This is a genomic window from Pseudomonas sp. GW821-FHT03E01 (assembly GCF_059420765.1).
Genome location: NZ_JBWKUI010000006.1, coordinates 209,535 through 228,647, shown reverse-complemented (window position 1 = coordinate 228,647; position 19,113 = coordinate 209,535). Strand labels below are relative to the sequence as shown.

The following is a 19,113-nucleotide window of genomic DNA, read 5'->3' as shown; positions in this document are numbered from 1 at the left end:
GTCAAGCCCTCAGTAACGGAACAACCGCCAGGCCATCAGCCGGGCTGACGCGACGATCGCCTTGGCAATCAGGTAATACAGCGCGGCGGCGATAGCGAAGTATTCGAAGGTGCGGAACGTTTTGACGTTGTAGTCCTGGGTCACCCCGGTCAGGTCATTGTTCAGCCCGACGATCACCCCCAGCGACGTCATCAGCACCGCCCAGACCATCTGATTGGTCAGCGGGTAGAAGACGATCCGCAACAGCTGCGGGACGATGATCATGCGGTAGGCCTGGAAGGCACTCATGCCCAGCGAACGCGCGGCGCGCACTTGCGTGTCGGGTACGGCCTTGAGGCCGCCGCGAAAGTTCTCCGCCAGATACCCGGCATTGTTGAAGGTGATCCCGGCGAGCAGGGCGAACCATGAGCTGACGTGCAAGCCCAGCGAGCCGAGGCCGAAGTAGAGGACGTAGATCTGGAACAGCGACGGGGTGTTGCGCGCGATCGATACCCAGCCGTTGCCGATGCCGCGCAGCAGCGGGGTTTTGCTTTCGCGCATCACCGTCAGGGCCAGGGCGATCAGCACGCCGAAGATCATCGACAACGCGGCGGTCTCGAAAGTGACCCAGGCGCCGGCGAGCATGTCCGGCAGGGCGCGCAGGGTGGCGCGCCATTGGAAAGTGTAATCAAACATGCGCGAGCGTCTCCTGAGGGGTGGCAATGTTCAGCCAGGCCGGCAGACGACCGCTGGCCGTGGCACTGCAAGCGGTATCGACGCATTCAGCCAGGCTGGCGAAATGCACCTTGCGACCCACCAGGCCGGGTGCGTAATGGGCGTATTTGCCGGAGTTGGTCATCAAGGTTTTTGCACCCGGCGGGATCACCGGTTCGCCGAGCATGCACCAGCAGGTATCGGTGACCAGGGTCGCGCCGAAGGCTTCGATCACGGCGATATGCCCGGCTTCGCGAGCCTGCTCCAGCACGGCGCGGCCGCAAGTAATGGCGAGGACCACGTCGGGGTGTTTGTGCCGACCGAGGCACAGTCGCGCCAGGTGAGCGAACTCGCTGAGAGAGAAATGCGGGTTACCCAGCGAGACCACATCCACCCGGCTGTCGCGGGCACTGTTGAGTTCGCGCCAACTGACCAATAGATCCTTCAGACGGATTGTTTCCACGGGCAGGGCTACATCTCCCTCCAGCACCTGCGCCGGGTCGATAGCTTCCGGGGTGATCCCGGCGATATGGAACAAGGGAGCGGCAGAGGTGGTGGCAAACGCCGCGCCGAACGCCTTGAGGTCGTCCAGGCTCGGTTTGCGGTTTTCCAACCCGCGCACCAGTGGAATCCGGCTGCCCGCCAACGCGCCGATGTGGTAACCGAGCAGCGGGTAGAAGGCATCGTCCAGTTCACCCAGGGCGGGCACCTCGACCTGCAGTCGGGCCTTGCGTTGTGCGTCCAGGTGGCAGCCGATCAACGGGGCGCGGCCGGTCAGGGCGATGCAGATATCCAGGTAGTCCGGGTACTTCAGGGTGCGTGCCCCCAGCACGCTGTTGGCGTAGACCACAGCGTTGGATTCGGCCCAGACGATCTGCTCGCCCGCCTTGGGTGCGCTGTCGAGCAGGTAGGGCGCACAGGTGAAACTGAGTTGCGCACCCATCGCCATATAGGCATCGCCCAAGGCGCTGGCCGGTTCGCCAAGCGCCGGGTCGATGCCCAATTCGCGCCAGCGGCGCTGGTCCACGGAAATCGAATTGAGGGTGGTGGGCACCCGCACGTTGGCGCCCCATTGCACCAGTTGTTCGGCAAAGCGCAGGCTCGCAGGTCCGGTGTAGATGCAGCCGTCGATGTGCGCCTGGGTGACATCCACCAGGCGGCGGGCACCTTGTAGTTCGGCCATGCGCAGAACAATCTGCATGGCCACTTGCGCAGCCTTGCCATGCTGGCCGTCGAGCAGCGCCCGATCGTGTTCGGTGAGTTCGAGCGGGGCGCTTGGATCTTGCGTTTGCAATGGGCTGTCGAGTGCCTGCCAGGCATCACCCGGCAGGTGTTCGAACACGGTTACCGAGGCGCCGTCGACCCGAGCGAAGGCCTTGCCGCGCAACGCGGCGAAGGCCTCCCGGCCGATGCACAGCACCGGCAGGGAACGCTCGAAAATCGTCTGCGCCACGAGCACGCCCAGGGTCAGGATCTCATCGGGCTCAGCCAGCACCAGTGCTGCCGGTGCGTGGCCGTTGCTGATCAGTTCCATCAACACGCTGCTGCCGGTGCACGAGCCGCGACCGCTGGGAATGGCCAGCACGCGGCCGGCCAGGTATTCGCCGCTGAGCGGGTGGTGACGGTCAATGATCTCGCCGCTAAACGGATCGACCCCGCCCCAGAAACTCAACCCGATATCGGCGAACAGCAGGGCGCCCTCGGCGGCGCCCGCGACCAGGCTGCGACCGGTCAGAGAAGTGGGCCTAGGCATGCCGGACACCTCAGTAGTAGACCTGTGGCACGGTCAGGTTGGTCGGCGGGATTTCAGTGCCGACCCATTTGACGAACAGCTCTTTGTAACGACCGGTGCGCACCTGTTGGTTGACGAACAGGTTGAGGTAGTTGAGCAGGCCATACTCGTTACGCTTGGCGCCGAGGGAGACGTAGTCGATCACGTACGGCGCGTTACCGGCGACTTTCAGGTTTTTGTATTTGCCCGATTTGAGGGTGGCGGCGGCCACGGTGTTGGTGACCACGGTGGCGTCGATATGGCCTTGGGCAACCGCCAGCAGGGTGTCGTTCTGCGACTGATAGGCGCGGAAGGTGCCGGTGCCCCAGTTCTTCACGTCTTTCTCTAGCGCGATGGCCTCATAGGTGCCGCTGGTGTTACCCACGGGTTTGCCCTTGAGGTCATCGAAGCTGTTGATGCCGGTGTCGTCGCGGGTCAGCACCACCATCTGGAAGGCGAAGTAGGGCACGGTGAGGCCGACGGTCTTGGCCCGTTCGAGGGTGTCGGAAGTGGAGGCGACGATCACATCGGCCCGCCCGGAGACCAGCGCCGGAATACGGTCCGGGAACGGCGTCTCGACCACTTCGGCCTCGACCCCGAGGATTTTCGCCAGGTCATGGCAATAGTCCACGTCGAAACCGGCCGGGTTGTTACCGGCATCGCGGAAACCCATGGGCGGGAAGTCCAGGGTCACGGCGCAGCGCAGCTTGCCCGAACCGATGATGTCGTCGAGCTTGTCGGCCTGGGCGGTGGCAATGAAGGAGGTACTGAGAACAGCGCTGAGGGCTACGGCAAATGCGGGGTTTTTCATAGAGGCCTCGTTGATGTGAAGTGCTGTTGGATATCGTATTGGGGATTTCGTATACGATATTAAATATAGCAATCAACGTGCCCGTTTCCAGGCCGAGGCGTGAATTTGTTGGCAGACCTTGGAGTAGAGGTGTTGCGGTGCGTCAGAGTGACGCCGTGAGGGGCGGGGGCCGCGATGGTGGGTGTTACAGATGGGAGCAATGGTTGTGCGGGGCGCCCCTTTAGGGAACATCGGCGCCCTGCGATCACCCCGTGCTCTGACACACCCATGTGGCGAGGGAGCTTGCTCCCGCTGGGTTGCGAAGCGACCCCAAATCCAGCAACCGCATTTTTCTGGCACACCGCATATGCCGGTTTTGCGACTGCTGCGCAGCCGAGCGGGAGCAAGCTCCCTCGCCACAGATGCCCAATCACTTCAGATCCAGTGTCAGTCTTGTGGATCGAAATTATCCAGCACCCGGTTGACGGCCAGCTCCCCGAGCATGACCACCGATTGAATCCCCAACATGATGTTGCGATGGGGCATGTCCATCAACCCGGCGAACTCACTGAGCATCATGCTCGCTGACGCCAGGGATTCGCAGGCGTTGACCAGCAGGGTTTCGTTATCGACCTTTTCACCGACATGGTAAATGGTGCTGGGTTTGCGCTGGGTGTCTTTGGGGATGGGTGGTTTGAGGTAGTGATCGAGGGCGCGGTCGGCGGCTTCGTGGAGTTTTTTGGAATCGAGGGATTCGTAGGGGGAAACGTCGTCGGGTGCCGGTGGATTGGGTGTTGGTTTGAACATAGATGGAACTCCATATGTGATTAGAGGAGCCATCACTCTCGCTACCAAACGAAGAGGTGGTGGCCATACGAAGGTTGGTAGACCGGCCCACATGGCAAAACCGGCGTGCCCGAGGGCACCCTACGCATGGCCACCATAAATACAAATGCTGAAGAAGCACCTGCATAAGGTGAAGCTATGCGACATGTGAACGGCGGGCTACCAAACCCGATCGCTGTTTTTTTCAGCGACAGGGAAACGATATAGCCCGGGCCACAGGCGCACTAGCCGGCGGATTCTGGCGTAGTCGTAGGCAGAGGCGCAAGGATGTGTAGCCTGGGTGAGTGTCTGGAGATGTCTATTAAACATCGCCTGTTTATTGGTCTTACTGTGGGTTGATCATTCCCATGCTCCGCGTGGGAACGATCCTTAGCGCTGAGTATCGCGATACTGACTCGGCGACAAACCGGTCAACGCACGAAACTGCCGGCTGAACGCACTGTGGTCGGTGTAACCGCAGCGCAGGGCGATCTCGGTGATCGGCAGGTCGCTGTGCAGCAACAGCCGAGAACCTTCATCCAGGCGCGCCTTGTTGATCATCTGCCGTGGCGTGAGCTGGAACACCCGCTTGCAGTGACGCTCCAGTTGCGCCACGGAGTAACCGGCGATGGCGGTCAGTTCGGCGAGGCTGATGGGGCGGGCGAAGTGGCTGCGGATGTGCGCGTCCACGGCGGCGAGTTTCTGGAACGCGGGGTGATTGGACTGCGGCGATTGCAGGTCGCGGGAGATCCCGGCCAGGCCCACGATGTGACCCTGTTCATCCTTCAAGGCGAGTTTGTGGGTCAGGCACCAGATCGGCTGGTTGCCGTAATACAGGTGCAGTTCCAGTTGGTCGGCCATCTCGCGACCGCTGGACAACACCCGCCGATCCTGTTCGGTGTACAGCGGGCCGAAGCGTTCGGGGAAGACCATTTCAGCGGTGAGCCCCAGCAGATCCTCGCGATGTTTGAAGCCGCAACGCCGGGCCAGGGTCTGGTTGACGAAGGCGTAGCGGGCTTCGCGGTCCTTGATGAAAAACACCACGTCCGCCAGGGTGTCGAGCAGCGGCGCAATCGGCTGCAGGCTGTTCAACAGCGTGGGCAGGTCGCAGGGTTTGAAGGTGCTGAGCGAGGGGTACATGGCGCTGGGGTCTGAGGGCGACCCCGGGATCATAGAGGCTCGACAGCGCGGCTGAAACCCCCGAGGGGGTTTCAGGCTGGCGGGGTGTCGTCCAGGCACATCAAGGTCTCGATTCGGGCCGGGCTGAAGGGCGGACGGGGCGCCGAGGGTTGCCAGCCAAACAGGTGCTGCACCGCGCCACCACACACCCGGCCCTGACAGGCGCCCATGCCACAGCGACTGGCCAGTTTGGCTTCACGCCAGTCGGTGTGCCCGGTCAATGCGCCGTAGGGCACGTCTTCGCAGCGGCAGACCAGGGTGTCGGGGCGGGCCAGGGATTTGAGTTGTGGGTCGAGGGCGAAGGCCTGATTCAGTGCCTTGGCAAAACCCTGCCAGCGCGCTCGACGTGGCCACAACTGGCGTGCCGCTTCAAGGTCACCGACCGCCGCGTGGCCCGCAATGGCACCTTCGACCAACGCCAGTTCACTGCCACCAAACCCGGTGCATTCTCCCGCCGCATAATGATCGACGCGACTGGCCTGCCAGGCATCCACGGCCAACGCCTGACCCTCGATGGCGTAACCCAGTGCCTGGCCCAATTGAATGTTCGGGATCAAGCCGAAACCACAGGCCAGCCGATCACAGGCCAGTTCGACGATTTTGCCCTGCTGTTGCAGGCGCACACCTTCCAGTCGGTCAGTGCCAAGGGCGGCCAGCACATGCGTCGCGGTGCGGTAATGGCGGTCGAACAGGCTGAACGATTGCAGCCATTTGCCAGGCCAGCGGGGCAGTTGTGCGGCGAAACCGGCGACGGCGGTGCGCGAGGCTTGCTCGGCGATGCGCTGGATCTGCGCGCCGTGTTTTTTCGCGGTGGCGGCAGTCGCCAGTAACAACGGGCCGCTGCCGGCGATCACCACGCGCTCACCCTGCACCGGCAGGCCCGCCTTGATCAGCGCCTGCAAGCCACCAGCGCCGGTCACGCCGGGCAACGTCCAGCCGGGGAAGGGCAGCAGCAACTCGCGGGCGCCGGTGCACAGAATCAATCGGTGATAACTGATCAGCCAGCCGTCATCGTCATTTTCGACCAGCAGCTGTTTCGGACCGGGACTGGCGATCACCCGGGTGGCGGCGTGACGGCGAATGTTGCTGCACGCATGCAATCGCTCACGCAGGCGACGGGCCTGATCGGGCACATTGGCTTGAGGGCCGTCACGCCAGATTTGCCCGCCCGGCAGCGGATTGTCGTCGAGCATGACGATGCGTGCGCCACTGGGGGCAGCGGCAAGAGCAGCGGCCATGCCAGCGGGGCCAGCACCGATGATCAGCAGATCGGCGTATTCGTTCATGGGCATGTCTGCACCTGCATGCCGTCACGGCACAGAGTCTGGCAGGCCAGGCGTCGCCGGCCGTCGATGGTCACCCGGCATTCCTGGCAAATGCCCATGCCGCACAGCGGTGCGCGGCGTTGGCCACTGACCGAAGTGCGTGTGCATCCGTCGCTGCCCAGCGCCAAGGCTGCGGCGACGCTGGTGCCCTCGGCCACCTTCAAGGCGCGGCCGTCCAGCAATAATTCAGGCATAGACAGGTTCTCCGAGGAAACGCTGGGGCAGATACGGTTGCGCGGTCAGTGGCGGGGTTTCGTTGAACAGCTGCGCCACCAGCAAGTCGGCCGTGCCGGGGGCCGTGGTGACGCCCAATCCTTCGTGCCCGACCGCCAGCCACAAGCCCTGCTGCTGTGGGTGCTGGCCCACCAGCGGCAGGCCGTCGGGGCTGGCGGCGCGAAAACCGGTCCAGGCGCGGATGCCGTTGAGCCGGGCCAGGCCTGGCATGTACTCGGCGGCACGCTTGAGCATTTTCGCCAGCATCCAGCCTTCGACCTGTGGGTCGGTGGTGCCGAATTGCCGCGAGGCACCGATGAACAATTGCCCGGTGGGGCGCGGCTGAATATTGCAGGCGGTCGATGGGCCGGTGGCGTTGTGCGCGCTGGTGACGTAACCCAACTCCACCAAGGTGTGGGTGACGGTGCCGGGGTAGCGGTCGGTAATCAGCAGGTGACCTTTTTTCGGCTCGATGGGTAACTCCGGGCACAGGTCGCTGGCCTGAATGCCGTTGGCCAACACCACGGCTTCGGCCCGCAACCAATGGCCGTCATCGAGGTAAACGCGATTGCCATCGACCGCGCTGACCCGCGCCCGGTGCTGACGGATGTTCGGTGTGTCGAGCATCCAGCGGGCCGTCGCCGGCGCATACAGAATGCCGTCGCCATTGATGAGCAAGCCGCCTTCCAGATCCTCGCGCAGTTCCGGTTCACGCTGACGCAAGGCGCTGGCGCTGACCAGTTCACACGCCACGCCCTGGGCTTTCAGGTTCAGGTATTTGCTGTGGGCGACCGCCATTTCCTCGGCGTTGGCCGCCAGCCACAGTGTGCCGTTGTTGCGGTAAGCGCAGCCGTCGGGCAGGTCCGGCGCCAGTTCACGCCAGCGTTGCAGGGAATATTGGCTCAGGGCCAGTTCGGCCGGGTTGTCATCGAGCACCAGCAGGTGGCCCATGCCTGCCGCCGTCGCACCGTGCAGGCCGGCGTCCAGCACCAACACCTGCAAGCCACGACGGGCCAGTGCCTGGGCGCAGGCGGCGCCGATGATGCCGGCGCCGATCACGATTACATCGGCCACCAGGCCCTCGCTCATGGGCGAATGCCCCAGGCGAACGGGTCATCTTGTTCGATGATCAAACTGGCTTCAGCGCTGATAAAGGCATGGCCACGAATGGTCGGCACGATGCGCTCGCCTTGCCATTCGTAAGAGCCTTCGAACTCGCTGCCGATGACACTGGCCTGACGCCAGATCTGCCCCGGTTGCAACTTGTCGTCGGCGGCCAGGCAGGCCAGTTTGGCACTGGTGCCGGTGCCGCACGGTGAGCGGTCATAGGCCTTGCCGGGGCAGAGCACGAAGTTGCGGCTGTCGGCGTGATCGTCATCGGCGAACAGTTCGATATGGTCGATCAACCCGTCGTCTTCGCCACGAATGCCCTGGGCTTCCAGCGCTTGTTGCACGGCGTAGGTATAAGCAGTCAGCGCGTCGAGGTTATCGCCGGCGACTCTCAGGCCATGCTCGGCGATCAGGAAAAACCAGTTGCCACCCCAGGCAATATCGCCGACCACCTGGCCGATGCCCGGCACCTGCAACACCAACGCCTTGCGGTAACGGTAGGCCGGCACATTGCGCACGCTCACCGAATGGTCTTCGTGCAGGGTCGCCTGCACCGTCCCCACTGGCGTCTCGATGCGGTGCACGCCGGGGCCGATTTTGCCCAGATGCGCCAACGACGCCACCAGGCCGATGGTGCCGTGGCCGCACATGCCCAGGTAACCGCTGTTGTTGAAGAAAATCACTCCGGCACAGGCGCTCGGGTCTACCGGTGTGCAGAGGAGGGCACCCACCAGCACGTCGCTGCCTCGTGGTTCCAGCACGCAGGCCGCGCGCCATTGATCGTGATGGTCGGCCAGCAACTTACGTCGTTCAGCCATGCTGCCGGTGCCCAGGTCAGGAAAACCGGCGGTCACCAGGCGGGTCGGTTCGCCGCCGGTGTGGGAGTCGATCACGGTGATGCGTTTCATGGGAGGGCCACGTCCGTTCAGATGAGTGAACGCAAGAGTGGCCTGTGTAGCGGGGGGGCGGCTTGATGGATTTATCCTGTGCCGATGACGAAATCGGCACAGCGGTCAGTGGGCGTGAGGCAGGTGCTCGAACAGGGTCTTGCAGACCCCGGCAATGTGTTCGTCCAGCAGCTTCACCGCCAGCTCCACATCGCCGGCACGGCAGGCCGCGAGGATCTCACGGTGTTCGTGATCGGCCCGTTCCTTGCCAGCCGACAGGCTCATTTGCATGCGCAGGTAGCGCTCCAGCTTGTCGTTGACCGAACGAATCAGGCTGACCAGAAACGGCCGTTGCGCCGGTTCATAGAGGCAGGCGTGCAGCTCCCAATTGAGCTCGGCCCAGCGGCCCACGTCGTCCTCGCCGATGAATTCCTGACAGATGCGCTCGGCACGGGCGAAGGTTTCTTCGGTCATGTTGGGGATGGCCAGGCGCAGTATTTTGTCTTCCAGCAACATGCGCACTTCGAACATCTGCGCCAGCTCGGCATCGGAAACCCGCGTGACCATCGCCCCGCGATTGCGCTGGAACATCACCAACCCTTCGGCTTCCAGCCGCTTGAGGGCCTCGCGCACCGGAATCTTGCTGACGTTGAACTGGCGGGCAATGTCGTCCTGGCGAATCGGCTCATCTTCGGCGAAATGCCCGGCGACGATCGCGTCGCGCAGATGACGGGTGATGATTTCCGAGGTCGAAGGCGTATTGCCAAGGTCGGGAGCGTTGAGTTTGGGTAGGTTCACGGCGGCGATCGTTTGGAGTGAGATAGCGATAGGGTATACGAAATCCTTTCGCTGATCTTCCCGGGACCGCACGAACGTCAGGACGCTGGTTGTGTTGGTCGAAGATTTGCTGCTTTACCGCATATACGGAAAAACATATATTCGGCAAAACGCATATTGATGAGGCTTGCCTGTGTCGCGAAGCCCGTGTTGCTGTATGAAACCCAAACGCCGAGACCCGAAATGGCTGACTCTCTGACGCCGACCACTGTTTTCAAATGCCTGGCTGACGACAACCGTGTTCGCATGATGCTGCTCATCGCCCGCGAGGGAGAGTTGTGTGTCTGCGAGCTGACCTGTGCGTTGGATGAGAGCCAGCCGAAAGTCTCCAGGCACCTGGCGCAGTTGCGCACCAGTGGATTGCTGTCGGACCGTCGACAAGGCCAATGGGTTTACTACCGGTTGCACCCGAGCCTTCCTGACTGGGTGCTTCAAATGCTGACTGTCGTGCTTGAAACCAACCAGCATTGGCTAAGCGCTGATGCCAAACGTCTTGAAGACATGGGTGAGCGCCCTGAACGGGCAGCCGCCTGCTGTCCGGTTCGATAATTTCAAGAGCCTATCCCTGACAACAGATACAGAGCACACCAACATGACTATCAAAGTGGGCATCAATGGTTTTGGCCGCATCGGTCGTCTCGCCATGCGCGCCGCCTGGCACTGGCCGGAGTTTGAGTTCGTGCAGATCAACGACCCGGCAGGCGACGCGGCGACGCATGCGCACCTGCTGAACTTCGATTCGGTGCATGGTCGCTGGAATGATCAAGCCAGCGCCGAGGGCAACTGCATTGTCATCGACGGCAAGCGCATCAAGGTTTCCGCCAACAAGGCGATTGCCGATACCGATTGGTCGGGCTGCGATCTGGTGATTGAAGCCAGCGGCAAGATGAAGACTGTCGCGGTGCTTCAGGCGTACCTCGACCAGGGCGTCAAGCGCGTGGTGGTCAGCGCTCCGGTGAAAGAAGAGGGCGCGCTGAACATCGTCATGGGCGTCAACCATCAACTGTTCAATCCGGCGGAGCATCGCATCGTTACCGCGGCGTCGTGCACCACCAATTGCCTCGCGCCAGTGGTCAAGGTGATCCATGAAGCGCTAGGCATTCGCCACGGCTCGATCACCACCATTCACGACTTGACCAACACCCAAAGCATTCTCGACCAACCCCACAAGGATCTGCGCCGTGCGCGGGCTTCGGGCATGAGCCTGATCCCGACCAGCACCGGTTCGGCCACCGCCATCGCGGAAATTTTCCCGGAGCTGCGCGGACGTCTGAATGGTCACGCGGTGCGCGTACCGTTGGCCAATGCTTCGCTGACTGATTGTGTGTTTGAGGTCGATCGCGTCACCACGGTTGACGAAGTGAATCGGTTTCTCAAGGACGCGTCCGAGAACGAACTCAAAGGTATTCTCGGTTTCGAGGAGCGTCCGCTGGTGTCCATCGACTACCGCACCGATCCGCGCTCATCGATCATCGATGCGCTGTCGACCATGGTCATCAACGGCACCCAGGTCAAAATCTATGCCTGGTACGACAATGAATGGGGGTACGCGAACCGCACCGTCGAATTGGCCAGGATGGTCGGTCTGGCCGTTTAAGGAGCGTTGATGAAAGCCTTGTCAGCCCTCGCGCCGTCAGTGCGGCAATACCTGCTTGTTACGGGCAATTACTGGGCTTTTACCCTCACCGACGGTGCCTTGCGCATGTTGGTGGTGCTGCACTTTCACGGGTTGGGCTACAGCCCGTTGCAAATCGCGGCGTTGTTTCTGTTCTACGAACTCTTTGGCGTGATCACCAACCTGCTGGGCGGTTATCTCGGCGCGCGACTGGGGCTGAACCGGACCATGAACATCGGGCTGGGGATGCAGGTGGTGGCGCTGTTGATGCTGACGGTGCCAGTCGCTTGGCTGACGATTCCTTGGGTGATGGGGGCGCAGGCACTGTCGGGGATCGCCAAAGACCTGAACAAGATGAGCGCCAAAAGCTCGATCAAGCTTCTGGTGCCCGACGGGCAACAGGGCACGCTTTATCAATGGATAGCCATCCTCACCGGCTCGAAGAATGCCCTCAAGGGCGTCGGTTTCTTTCTCGGCGGGGCATTGCTCGCCCTGATCGGTTTCAGAGGGGCGCTGCTGGCCATGGCAGGCGTTCTTTCGCTGATCTGGCTCGGCAGCCTGATCCTGTTGAAAAAGGACCTGGGTAAGGCGAAAGCCAAGCCCAGGTTCCGTGACATCCTGTCCAAGAGCCGGGCCATCAACATCTTGTCGGCGGCACGGATGTTCCTGTTCGGTGCCCGCGATGTCTGGTTCGTCGTGGCTTTACCGGTGTACTTGAGCAGCGTTTTTGGCTGGGACTTCTGGAAGGTCGGTGGATTCCTGGCGGCCTGGGTGATTGGCTACGGCATCGTGCAATCGCTCGCGCCGCGGATCACCGGCAAGCAACGAGGGCATGTCCCGGATGGCCGCGCGGCGTTTCTTTGGGCGGTTGCCTTGGCAGGCCTGCCGGCGGCAATCGCGCTGGGGCTGAATACCGGGTTGTCGCCGCAGTGGGTGCTGTTGGGTGGTTTGATGATCTTTGGTGCGTTGTTCGCGGTGAATTCCTCGCTGCACAGCTACCTGATCGTGTCCTACGCCAAGGAAGACGGCGTATCGCTGGATGTGGGCTTCTACTACATGTCCAACGCCATGGGACGGCTGATCGGCACCGTGCTCTCCGGTTGGGTTTTTCAGGTCTTCGGGCTGGAAGCGTGTTTATGGATATCCAGCGCATTTGTTATTTTCGCGGCACTGATTTCTGTTAGGTTGCCGCGGCATTCCAACGTGCTCTAAATCGCTCTAAAAGTACTGTTTCACGCGTTTTACACTTATTAAGTGCAACTTCCATTTATATTTATTTTGGCGCATGTGACATTTTTCAGGCGCCAAATATTTGAAGTTTTTTATATGTAACGAAAAGCGATTGTTCTTAGCGCAATAAATTCATACACACGCTTACAACCTAAGCCATACATTACGCACCAGAACAGGCAGCGAGGAACAACTACAACAACCTGATCACTAAAAACCTGACACAACAAAAACTAAAATCTCCTTATAAGTCGGTGAACATCATGATTAAAATCATGGCCTACTTTTTAATAGGAGCTGGTATTGCAGGATGCAACGGTATGGTAAAACCCGACTTGTCGGGACCTGCCAACGATTCATATTTCTCAGTCTTCTCAGGCTTTCCCTTGCCCTATCTGTACACCGCCTCGGCCGTGCAATGGAACGAGGATTACGCCGTCACCACCCGCCACACCCCACTCATTCGCAACGTGATATACAGCTGCAGCACCGGTTGCGACCTGGTCTTCATCAAGCACAAGGCTGACGGCCATTATCCGTCATGGCGCGCACCGCGCGTGGGTGAGCACATCACTGCCGTGGGAACGAGCCCGTATATGACAACGGTCAGCGGGCAAGGCAAGGTGTATCCGGCGCCTTTCATCAACAGTGATGAAGGCAGCGGCGAACGCTATGCCATCCATGATGCCCCGATGATCAAGGGGATGTCGGGTGGGCCGGTTATCGCCAATGACGGCAGCATTGTCGGTATTAATGTCGGATTCTTCTCCACCACACTTCACGATGTGAGTTTTCACCCTGGGGTAAAGGGCGCTGAGCGGATCAGTATCTTTATTCCTTACTCGATCATTCAACGTGAGTGGGGGCTGATGCAGGCACAGCTTAACGATTCGCACGGCACGAAATACGCGCAGAAGTAGTGTTGGGTCATCACCGAATCCGGAACATCGGATTCGGTGTGACGTGGCGCGTCTATCACTCGCTTATTCAATCAAGGCGTATATTGATAGTGTCGATCCCGTTAGTTGAGGCGATAGCCAATCGTCGGTGGTGTGACAGGCGAGAGCGTTGGGGGGAGTTAGATATCCCGGAACGTTTGGAGGTGTTACATGAGCCAATATCAACGACTCTTTCTGATAGCCGGCCCAGCCATGCGTCACACCCCGGCGTTGGAACGAGCTGTCGCCATCGCCGAAGCCACTGGCGCAGCGCTGCACATCACGGTGTTTATCGAAGACTCTCACCTTTTGGGGTTGATGAGCGCCGGTGCGCGGTTTCGTGAGGCCTGTCAGCAAGAGAACGAAAAGTGGCTGAAGGATGAAGCAGATCTGATACGCGGGCGCGGGGTCACGGTAAGCACCGAAGTGCTTGTAACCCGCAGCGCGTTGCAAGAAATCCTTCGGCACGTGGCAGAAATGCAGCCGGATCTGGTGATCAAGGACGTGCAGCACGAGTCTGCACTCAAGCGTGTTTTCGTTACACCTCTGGATTGGCACCTGTTGCGCGAATGTCCGGTGCCTGTGCATCTGGTCAGCGAAGTCAGGTGTCCGCTGCCGCGGGTGATCGTGGCGGCGGTCGATCCGTCGCAACCCGATACGCAGATCACCGGCATCAACGACCGCATCATCCAGGCAGCGAACGGACTGGCCATGCAATGCAACGCAGAACTGCATTTGCTGCATGCCTATGATCTGTCGCTGACGCATATAGCCGACGCAGGCGCGGGTGCAGTGACGATGCCAGGCTTCAACAGTGACCTGCGCAAGTCTCTGCATCAGTCATTCATCGCATTGGCCGACCACTTTGGCGTGCCCACCGAGCGACAACACTTCGTTGCGGGCCCGCCCGGCAAAGCGCTGGCTGACTTTGCAGCGCATCACCGGGCCGATGTGATCGTCATGGGCAATGCGCATCGCAAGGGGTTGGGCAAGTGGGTGGGCAGTACGACGGAGCATGTTCTGTATCGAGTGCCCTGCAACATCTTCGCGGTCACGGGGGCAGCGGATCAGTGAATGGAGTCGTTGTTAAATGATTCGCGAGGGACGCCTCGGCGACCGGGGCGGTTTTTTTTGTGGGCACGTGCCGAGATGTCCTCGAAGGTATCGCTATCGGTTGCCGCCAGGAGCTTGCCACCGTCCTTCAGGGTGGCCATGAAGGTCACTTCCGTGTTGTTGCCCGCGAGCAGATAGCCAGCGATGGCACCGACCGGCCCCAACAACATCGCGCCCGCAATGCCCAGGCCGATGGCGCTCTTTATATTCTTGTTGGAGTCCGTGTTCTGGATCGTTAGATCTTTAAATTCCGAGACCGGGAAGCTTTTCCCCAGTCGTGGCTTAAGGGCCGTTTTGAGCGTGATGGTACCCGAGTGATATTCCCCGTCGCACTGCGGGAAGTCACCAGCGAGCACTATGATCTTTGCCATGTGGAATGTTCTCTTGGGCGATCATTTTGGGGGTAGACATTGCGCGCGCCCAAACTCAAAACGTCAACGAGCTGACGATGAGTGGCAGCCATGGATTTGCGATACACAAGTGTCAGTCTTCCAGGTCAATTTCATCTTCAGGCGCCCATCAAGCGTCGAGCAGGGCGGGGGGAGGATCGTCCGGCATGGTTATTCCTCCAGTCATGAACGCAAAGCGTAGCAGGCGGGTAGGGCTGTCGAGGTGGTCATAGCCCTGGTCATGGACGTTTTATAACGTTTGCCTCAAGCCGGCAGGTAATGCGTTTTAATTCTCCGTTGACCCGACAGCTGCTCGGAACCAACAACAGACCTTTCAGCCGAAAGGGGTTAACGGGGGATTAATGGACTTCTGGACCACCACGCAAGTATCGATTCTAGGGCTGGTTGAAGGACTCACAGAGTTTTTGCCGATCTCCAGTACAGGCCATCAGATTATTGCCGCGGACTTGCTCGACTTTGGCGGTGAGCGAGCCATGGCGTTCAATATCATTATTCAGTTGGGCGCTATTCTGGCGGTCGTCTGGGAGTTCCGTCGCAAGATTCTGGACATCACCACGGGTTTGCCGACCCAGCGTAATGCGCAACGTTTTACTCTGAATTTGCTGATCGGTTTCTTGCCGGCGGTGGTGCTGGGGGTGATGTTCGCCGACAAAATCCATCAATATCTGTTCAACCCGATCACCGTGGCCGTGGCGCTGGTGATCGGCGGGATCATCATGTTGTGGGCTGAACAGCGCGAGCACGTGGTAGTGGTCGATCACGTTGACGAGATGCGCTGGACCGATGCCTTGAAAGTCGGATGTGCACAATGCCTGGCGATGATTCCCGGCACTTCGCGTTCGGGATCGACGATTATCGGCGGGTTGCTGTTTGGCCTGTCACGCAAGACGGCCACCGAGTTTTCGTTCTTCCTGGCGATGCCGACAATGGTGGGGGCCGCGGTGTACTCGGGCTATAAATATCGCGACCTGTTCCAGGCCGCAGATTTGCCGGTGTTTGCCCTGGGATTTGTCGCCGCTTTCGTCTTTGCGATGATTGCCGTGCGCGGGTTGCTCAAGTTCATCGCCAACCATAGTTATGCGGTGTTTGCCTGGTACCGGATCGCCTTCGGTTTACTGATTCTGGCGACGTGGTTTTTGGGTTGGGTGGACTGGAATCACCTCTCGGAAGGGGCGTAGGTTTTCCTGTGTTGATAAAAAACGCCGCTTGTTGTTGAGCGGCGTTTTTGTGTAAGCAGCTAAAAGCGTCTAAAGCTTGTTGACCCGCGCCAGTGGCAGGCTAATTTGCTGTTCACGCTGCAGCAAATTCATCATCAGCAGTACCCGTTCTTCACCGTCCATGGCCAGGAACACCGCTTCGAGATCGCAGAACGGACCTTCAGTGATGCGCACCGCATCTCCGTGTTTCAACAGCGTGGTCACGATCGCCTGGCTGTCCGGTTCCTGGAGTTCGTCGATCAGCGCATCGCGGATCGGCAATGGCTGACCGCCAAACCCGACGACCCGCGAAACGCCGCGGGTCGAGCGCAGTGGACCCCAGCTGTCCTGAAGGCTCAGTTGAATAAACAGGTAGCCCGGAAACAGCGACTCGCTGATCACTCGACGTTGCCCGCGCAACATGCGCTCACGTCTGTAAGTCTTGCGAAAGCATGCATAGCCTTGGCGCTGCAAATGTTCTTCGGCGCGCTCATCTTGTTTGGGCTTGCACTGGACCAGGTACCAGGCTTTGGTGGCGTGTTCGGCAATCGCGTTCATTCAAATGCCCTCCCTGCATCGATCTGCCCCAGCAGCTCGGCGGTTTTGCGCTGCAGGAGCGAGCTGTCGCCCCGACTTTCCACGGTCAGGCAAGCTACGCAACCCTCGCCCGAGAGGCGCAAGCTGAAGCGCCAGTCGGCAAAGACCAGGTTCAGCCCGCTGCTCTCGTTGAGGTCAAGGGCGTCGCGGGCATAACGCTGCTTGATGCTCGCCAGCAGCGCCGGACCATCCTTGACTTGGCGGCGGATCTCCCCGGAGGAGGGGAACGCGCCGATGCGTTCCACCAGCAGTACCGGTGGTTTTCGCACGCGGGGGAAAATCAGTTCCGACGCATAGGCGCGCACGATGCGGTACGCGAGGTTGTGCTTAAGGTCAGCGCTATACGGGTGGCGACTGTCATCTGCCTTGAAACCGCTCAACGTATTCATAGAGGCTTCGTCCATAAGGTGATAAAGACCATATCGGGGGACAGCAACATCACAGGGCGTTTTGATGCAGATGCTCGAAGCAGAAGTTGGTGGCTTCGATATAACCTTCGGCACCGCCACAGTCGAAGCGTCGACCCTCGAACTTGTAAGCCAGTACGCAACCGTTCTGGGCCTGCTTCATCAGCGCATCGGTGATCTGGATTTCACCGCCCTTGCCAGGTTCGGTGTCAGCGATCAGGTCGAAGATGTCGGGGGTCAGAATGTATCGACCGATGATCGCCAGGTTGGACGGAGCGTCTTCCGGACGGGGCTTTTCGACCATGCTGTTGACCCGGTAAATCCCCTCGCGAATCAACTCGCCGGCAATCACGCCGTACTTCTGAGTCTGCTCGCGGGGTACTTCCTGGATCGCCACGATCGAACAGCGGAACTGCTCATAAAGCTTGAGCATTTGCGCCAGAACTCCATCCCCCTCCAGGTTCAGGCACAGGTCGTCGGCCAGCACCACGGCGAATGGCTCATCACCGATCAACGAGCGGCCGCTGAGAATGGCGTGCCCCAGGCCTTTCATTTCCACCTGACGAGTGTAGGAAAAACTGCAGGTATCGATCAGCTCGCGAGTGCCGTGCAGGAACTTTTCCTTATCGGTGCCACGAATCTGATGCTCCAGCTCGTAGCTGGTATCGAAATGATCCTCCAGCGCGCGCTTGCCGCGACCGGTGACGATGGCCATGTGTTGCAGGCCGGCGTCACGCGCTTCCTCGACGGCATACTGGATCAGCGGCTTACTGACGATCGGCAGCATCTCCTTCGGCATGGCCTTGGTGGCGGGTAAAAAGCGGGTCCCATAACCGGCGGCGGGGAACAGGCATTTACGAATCATGGAAGCGTCCTTGAAAGTAGACTGATGGAATAGCTGATGGCAGTAGGAAAGATTCGATCCAGGCTGGCCGAACCGGTCACGCTGGGGAGTGCGGGCTCGAAGCGGCCCGGTCACTCAAGAACAATGTTCGCAACGCGCCAGGGGCTGCGAATGGTCTGCACGCCATGCTTCTCGCCAGGCGCGGGCAGGGGAGACATCGAGCAGCCGATTGGCCGGCGAGCATGCCCGGTTGTTCCACGGCATGCTCGTGACGTAACCCGCTGTAAATAGAGTTATTGCCCAAGGCGTCCCTTACCCAACTACTAACCAAATGTTCGACACCCTGGCAATGCAGTAGCGGAACGGCTATACATTAGTCATTCGCTATTTCAGTATAATTTAGATTGAACAGTCGCCAGAAAACGACAACCGTTAGAAATTGTCTGAATAAATTCACTAACTGTTATTTTTGTACTCTGGAGAGTGCGATGTTATTTTTTGTCTGGATAAAAAGTTGAGGGCTGTTCAAGCGTCATGGTAATAAATACGCATTGATTGTTTGAAAGTTTCAGTCGCAGTTCCTGGTCGTTATAAATGCCCGGGCTCATTCGTAATTTAAAGCTCTTATGTTCGGCAAGTGCTAGGTCACCGCCAATGTTGACAAGACGGGGAAGGTCATCTTGCTTAAAAGGGTTTTGATTGTCTGTGTTGGCAATATATGCCGCAGTCCCACCGCGGAGCATTTGCTGCGTGGGGCACTCGTCCATTCCGATATTCAGGTCAGTTCAGCCGGCCTTGCCGCCCTGACGGGCAAGCCCATCGAGCCGACAGCACACGCCGTGCTCACAGAGCATGGTCATCTGCCCCATGAGCACCAGGCCGTTCAGCTCACTTCTCAAGCCGTCAGTGAGGCGGACTTGATTCTGGTGATGGAGCGGCGACATGTCAGTGGCGTGCTCAACATTGCCCCTGAAGCGCGGGGCAAAGTGTTGCTGTTGGGCAAATGGCAGGACGATCGAGAGATCAGCGACCCCTACCGTCAAGGCAAACCTGCTTTTGTGCACGCTTATGCGTTGATCGAAGAAGCCGTACACGCATGGGCACAGCGTCTGGCACGCTGATGGCCACTCCTT

At 59.9% G+C, this 19,113-nt stretch carries 22 protein-coding genes; 7 read left to right on the top strand and 15 right to left on the bottom strand.

Annotated features, from left to right (window positions below):
* Positions 1–9: 9 nt before the first annotated feature.
* From AC07VO_RS12495 to AC07VO_RS12450, 10 genes are all read right to left on the bottom strand, one after another.
* A complete protein-coding gene (locus AC07VO_RS12495; protein WP_018928302.1) occupies positions 10–675 on the bottom strand; it encodes an amino acid ABC transporter permease in 666 nt (221 codons plus the stop codon).
* The gene (gene lhpI / locus AC07VO_RS12490; protein WP_192351446.1) at positions 668–2,446 is read right to left on the bottom strand and encodes a cis-3-hydroxy-L-proline dehydratase; all 1,779 of its coding nucleotides are present in this window, start codon (positions 2,444–2,446) and stop codon (positions 668–670) included. The genes AC07VO_RS12495 and lhpI overlap by 8 nt, the downstream gene beginning before the upstream one ends.
* A gap of 10 nt (positions 2,447–2,456) precedes the next feature.
* On the bottom strand, positions 2,457–3,275 hold the full coding sequence (locus AC07VO_RS12485; protein WP_018928300.1) for an ABC transporter substrate-binding protein: 819 nt from the start codon (positions 3,273–3,275) through the stop codon (positions 2,457–2,459).
* 426 nt (positions 3,276–3,701) lie between these two features.
* A complete protein-coding gene (locus AC07VO_RS12480; RefSeq protein ID WP_192351444.1) occupies positions 3,702–4,061 on the bottom strand; it encodes a DUF6124 family protein in 360 nt (119 codons plus the stop codon).
* 408 nt (positions 4,062–4,469) lie between these two features.
* Positions 4,470–5,219: an AraC family transcriptional regulator gene (locus tag AC07VO_RS12475; RefSeq protein WP_019581955.1), complete on the bottom strand. Its 750-nt coding sequence runs from the start codon at positions 5,217–5,219 to the stop codon at positions 4,470–4,472.
* A gap of 71 nt (positions 5,220–5,290) precedes the next feature.
* The gene (locus tag AC07VO_RS12470) at positions 5,291–6,544 is read right to left on the bottom strand and encodes an NAD(P)/FAD-dependent oxidoreductase (RefSeq protein ID WP_192351519.1); all 1,254 of its coding nucleotides are present in this window, start codon (positions 6,542–6,544) and stop codon (positions 5,291–5,293) included.
* Positions 6,541–6,777, bottom strand: coding sequence for a (2Fe-2S)-binding protein (locus AC07VO_RS12465; RefSeq protein ID WP_008074690.1), 237 nt, complete (start codon positions 6,775–6,777; stop codon positions 6,541–6,543). Before AC07VO_RS12465 ends, AC07VO_RS12470 begins: the two co-directional genes overlap by 4 nt.
* A complete protein-coding gene (locus AC07VO_RS12460) occupies positions 6,770–7,885 on the bottom strand; it encodes an NAD(P)/FAD-dependent oxidoreductase (RefSeq protein ID WP_192351442.1) in 1,116 nt (371 codons plus the stop codon). The genes AC07VO_RS12465 and AC07VO_RS12460 overlap by 8 nt, the downstream gene beginning before the upstream one ends.
* Positions 7,882–8,814, bottom strand: coding sequence for a 4-hydroxyproline epimerase (locus AC07VO_RS12455; protein WP_192351439.1), 933 nt, complete (start codon positions 8,812–8,814; stop codon positions 7,882–7,884). Before AC07VO_RS12455 ends, AC07VO_RS12460 begins: the two co-directional genes overlap by 4 nt.
* Positions 8,815–8,919: 105 nt before the next feature.
* Positions 8,920–9,591 carry a GntR family transcriptional regulator gene (locus AC07VO_RS12450; protein WP_007935506.1) on the bottom strand — a complete coding sequence of 224 codons (672 nt, stop codon included), beginning with the start codon at positions 9,589–9,591 and terminating at the stop codon, positions 8,920–8,922.
* Between the two features lie 222 nt (positions 9,592–9,813).
* Between AC07VO_RS12450 and AC07VO_RS12445 the strand changes: the two genes are divergently transcribed.
* The 5 genes from AC07VO_RS12445 to AC07VO_RS12425 all read left to right on the top strand — a co-directional run bounded on the left by AC07VO_RS12445 (position 9,814) and on the right by AC07VO_RS12425 (position 14,487).
* A complete protein-coding gene (locus AC07VO_RS12445; RefSeq protein ID WP_086945530.1) occupies positions 9,814–10,179 on the top strand; it encodes a metalloregulator ArsR/SmtB family transcription factor in 366 nt (121 codons plus the stop codon).
* Between the two features lie 43 nt (positions 10,180–10,222).
* Positions 10,223–11,227 (top strand): ArsJ-associated glyceraldehyde-3-phosphate dehydrogenase, encoded by a 1,005-nt coding sequence (locus AC07VO_RS12440; RefSeq protein WP_018928292.1) that lies wholly within the window; start codon positions 10,223–10,225, stop codon positions 11,225–11,227.
* A gap of 9 nt (positions 11,228–11,236) precedes the next feature.
* A complete protein-coding gene (gene arsJ / locus AC07VO_RS12435; RefSeq protein WP_064616862.1) occupies positions 11,237–12,457 on the top strand; it encodes an organoarsenical effux MFS transporter ArsJ in 1,221 nt (406 codons plus the stop codon).
* 338 nt (positions 12,458–12,795) lie between these two features.
* Positions 12,796–13,395, top strand: a complete 600-nt coding sequence (locus AC07VO_RS12430; RefSeq protein ID WP_018928290.1) for a trypsin-like peptidase domain-containing protein — start codon at positions 12,796–12,798, stop codon at positions 13,393–13,395.
* Between the two features lie 189 nt (positions 13,396–13,584).
* Entirely contained in the window at positions 13,585–14,487 is a 903-nt protein-coding gene (locus tag AC07VO_RS12425) for a universal stress protein (protein WP_310398237.1), read from the top strand.
* On the opposite strand, the gene AC07VO_RS12420 is transcribed toward AC07VO_RS12425, so the two are convergent.
* Positions 14,481–14,897: a hypothetical protein gene (locus AC07VO_RS12420; RefSeq protein ID WP_018928288.1), complete on the bottom strand. Its 417-nt coding sequence runs from the start codon at positions 14,895–14,897 to the stop codon at positions 14,481–14,483. The genes AC07VO_RS12425 and AC07VO_RS12420 overlap by 7 nt on opposite strands.
* A gap of 380 nt (positions 14,898–15,277) precedes the next feature.
* Between AC07VO_RS12420 and AC07VO_RS12415 the strand changes: the two genes are divergently transcribed.
* Positions 15,278–16,114 (top strand): undecaprenyl-diphosphate phosphatase, encoded by an 837-nt coding sequence (locus tag AC07VO_RS12415; protein ID WP_019581965.1) that lies wholly within the window; start codon positions 15,278–15,280, stop codon positions 16,112–16,114.
* A 69-nt stretch (positions 16,115–16,183) separates the two neighbouring features.
* Here AC07VO_RS12415 and rfaH read toward each other — a convergent pair whose 3' ends face one another.
* The 4 genes from rfaH to AC07VO_RS12395 all read right to left on the bottom strand — a co-directional run bounded on the left by rfaH (position 16,184) and on the right by AC07VO_RS12395 (position 18,747).
* Complete coding sequence (rfaH, locus tag AC07VO_RS12410; protein ID WP_019581966.1) at positions 16,184–16,690, bottom strand: transcription/translation regulatory transformer protein RfaH; 507 nt, start codon at positions 16,688–16,690, stop codon at positions 16,184–16,186.
* Complete coding sequence (locus AC07VO_RS12405; RefSeq protein WP_018928285.1) at positions 16,687–17,118, bottom strand: hypothetical protein; 432 nt, start codon at positions 17,116–17,118, stop codon at positions 16,687–16,689. The genes rfaH and AC07VO_RS12405 overlap by 4 nt, the downstream gene beginning before the upstream one ends.
* 49 nt (positions 17,119–17,167) lie before the next feature.
* On the bottom strand, positions 17,168–18,001 hold the full coding sequence (gene galU / locus AC07VO_RS12400) for a UTP--glucose-1-phosphate uridylyltransferase GalU (RefSeq protein WP_018928284.1): 834 nt from the start codon (positions 17,999–18,001) through the stop codon (positions 17,168–17,170).
* A 470-nt stretch (positions 18,002–18,471) separates the two neighbouring features.
* On the bottom strand, positions 18,472–18,747 hold the full coding sequence (locus tag AC07VO_RS12395; RefSeq protein WP_064621216.1) for a hypothetical protein: 276 nt from the start codon (positions 18,745–18,747) through the stop codon (positions 18,472–18,474).
* Here AC07VO_RS12395 and AC07VO_RS12390 point away from each other — a divergent pair.
* Entirely contained in the window at positions 18,661–19,101 is a 441-nt protein-coding gene (locus AC07VO_RS12390; protein ID WP_172901207.1) for a low molecular weight protein-tyrosine-phosphatase, read from the top strand. The two genes, AC07VO_RS12395 and AC07VO_RS12390, sit on opposite strands and share 87 nt — an antisense overlap.
* Positions 19,102–19,113: the final 12 nt, after the last annotated feature.

What these genes read in the sequence shown, in the direction of transcription:
- AC07VO_RS12480 (WP_192351444.1), bottom strand. Translation starts at nt 4,061, where the DNA reads ATGTTCAAACCAACACCCAATCCACCGGCACCCGACGACGTTTCCCCC.
- AC07VO_RS12395 (WP_064621216.1), bottom strand. Translation starts at nt 18,747, where the DNA reads ATGGACGAGTGCCCCACGCAGCAAATGCTCCGCGGTGGGACTGCGGCA.
- AC07VO_RS12445 (WP_086945530.1), top strand. Translation starts at nt 9,814, where the DNA reads ATGGCTGACTCTCTGACGCCGACCACTGTTTTCAAATGCCTGGCTGAC.
- AC07VO_RS12475 (WP_019581955.1), bottom strand. Translation starts at nt 5,219, where the DNA reads ATGTACCCCTCGCTCAGCACCTTCAAACCCTGCGACCTGCCCACGCTG.
- rfaH (WP_019581966.1), bottom strand. Translation starts at nt 16,690, where the DNA reads ATGAACGCGATTGCCGAACACGCCACCAAAGCCTGGTACCTGGTCCAG.
- AC07VO_RS12430 (WP_018928290.1), top strand. Translation starts at nt 12,796, where the DNA reads ATGGTAAAACCCGACTTGTCGGGACCTGCCAACGATTCATATTTCTCA.
- AC07VO_RS12495 (WP_018928302.1), bottom strand. Translation starts at nt 675, where the DNA reads ATGTTTGATTACACTTTCCAATGGCGCGCCACCCTGCGCGCCCTGCCG.
- AC07VO_RS12420 (WP_018928288.1), bottom strand. Translation starts at nt 14,897, where the DNA reads ATGGCAAAGATCATAGTGCTCGCTGGTGACTTCCCGCAGTGCGACGGG.
- AC07VO_RS12465 (WP_008074690.1), bottom strand. Translation starts at nt 6,777, where the DNA reads ATGCCTGAATTATTGCTGGACGGCCGCGCCTTGAAGGTGGCCGAGGGC.
- AC07VO_RS12455 (WP_192351439.1), bottom strand. Translation starts at nt 8,814, where the DNA reads ATGAAACGCATCACCGTGATCGACTCCCACACCGGCGGCGAACCGACC.
- galU (WP_018928284.1), bottom strand. Translation starts at nt 18,001, where the DNA reads ATGATTCGTAAATGCCTGTTCCCCGCCGCCGGTTATGGGACCCGCTTT.
- AC07VO_RS12405 (WP_018928285.1), bottom strand. Translation starts at nt 17,118, where the DNA reads ATGAATACGTTGAGCGGTTTCAAGGCAGATGACAGTCGCCACCCGTAT.
- AC07VO_RS12470 (WP_192351519.1), bottom strand. Translation starts at nt 6,544, where the DNA reads ATGAACGAATACGCCGATCTGCTGATCATCGGTGCTGGCCCCGCTGGC.
- AC07VO_RS12425 (WP_310398237.1), top strand. Translation starts at nt 13,585, where the DNA reads ATGAGCCAATATCAACGACTCTTTCTGATAGCCGGCCCAGCCATGCGT.
- lhpI (WP_192351446.1), bottom strand. Translation starts at nt 2,446, where the DNA reads ATGCCTAGGCCCACTTCTCTGACCGGTCGCAGCCTGGTCGCGGGCGCC.
- AC07VO_RS12460 (WP_192351442.1), bottom strand. Translation starts at nt 7,885, where the DNA reads ATGAGCGAGGGCCTGGTGGCCGATGTAATCGTGATCGGCGCCGGCATC.
- AC07VO_RS12415 (WP_019581965.1), top strand. Translation starts at nt 15,278, where the DNA reads ATGGACTTCTGGACCACCACGCAAGTATCGATTCTAGGGCTGGTTGAA.
- AC07VO_RS12440 (WP_018928292.1), top strand. Translation starts at nt 10,223, where the DNA reads ATGACTATCAAAGTGGGCATCAATGGTTTTGGCCGCATCGGTCGTCTC.
- arsJ (WP_064616862.1), top strand. Translation starts at nt 11,237, where the DNA reads ATGAAAGCCTTGTCAGCCCTCGCGCCGTCAGTGCGGCAATACCTGCTT.
- AC07VO_RS12485 (WP_018928300.1), bottom strand. Translation starts at nt 3,275, where the DNA reads ATGAAAAACCCCGCATTTGCCGTAGCCCTCAGCGCTGTTCTCAGTACC.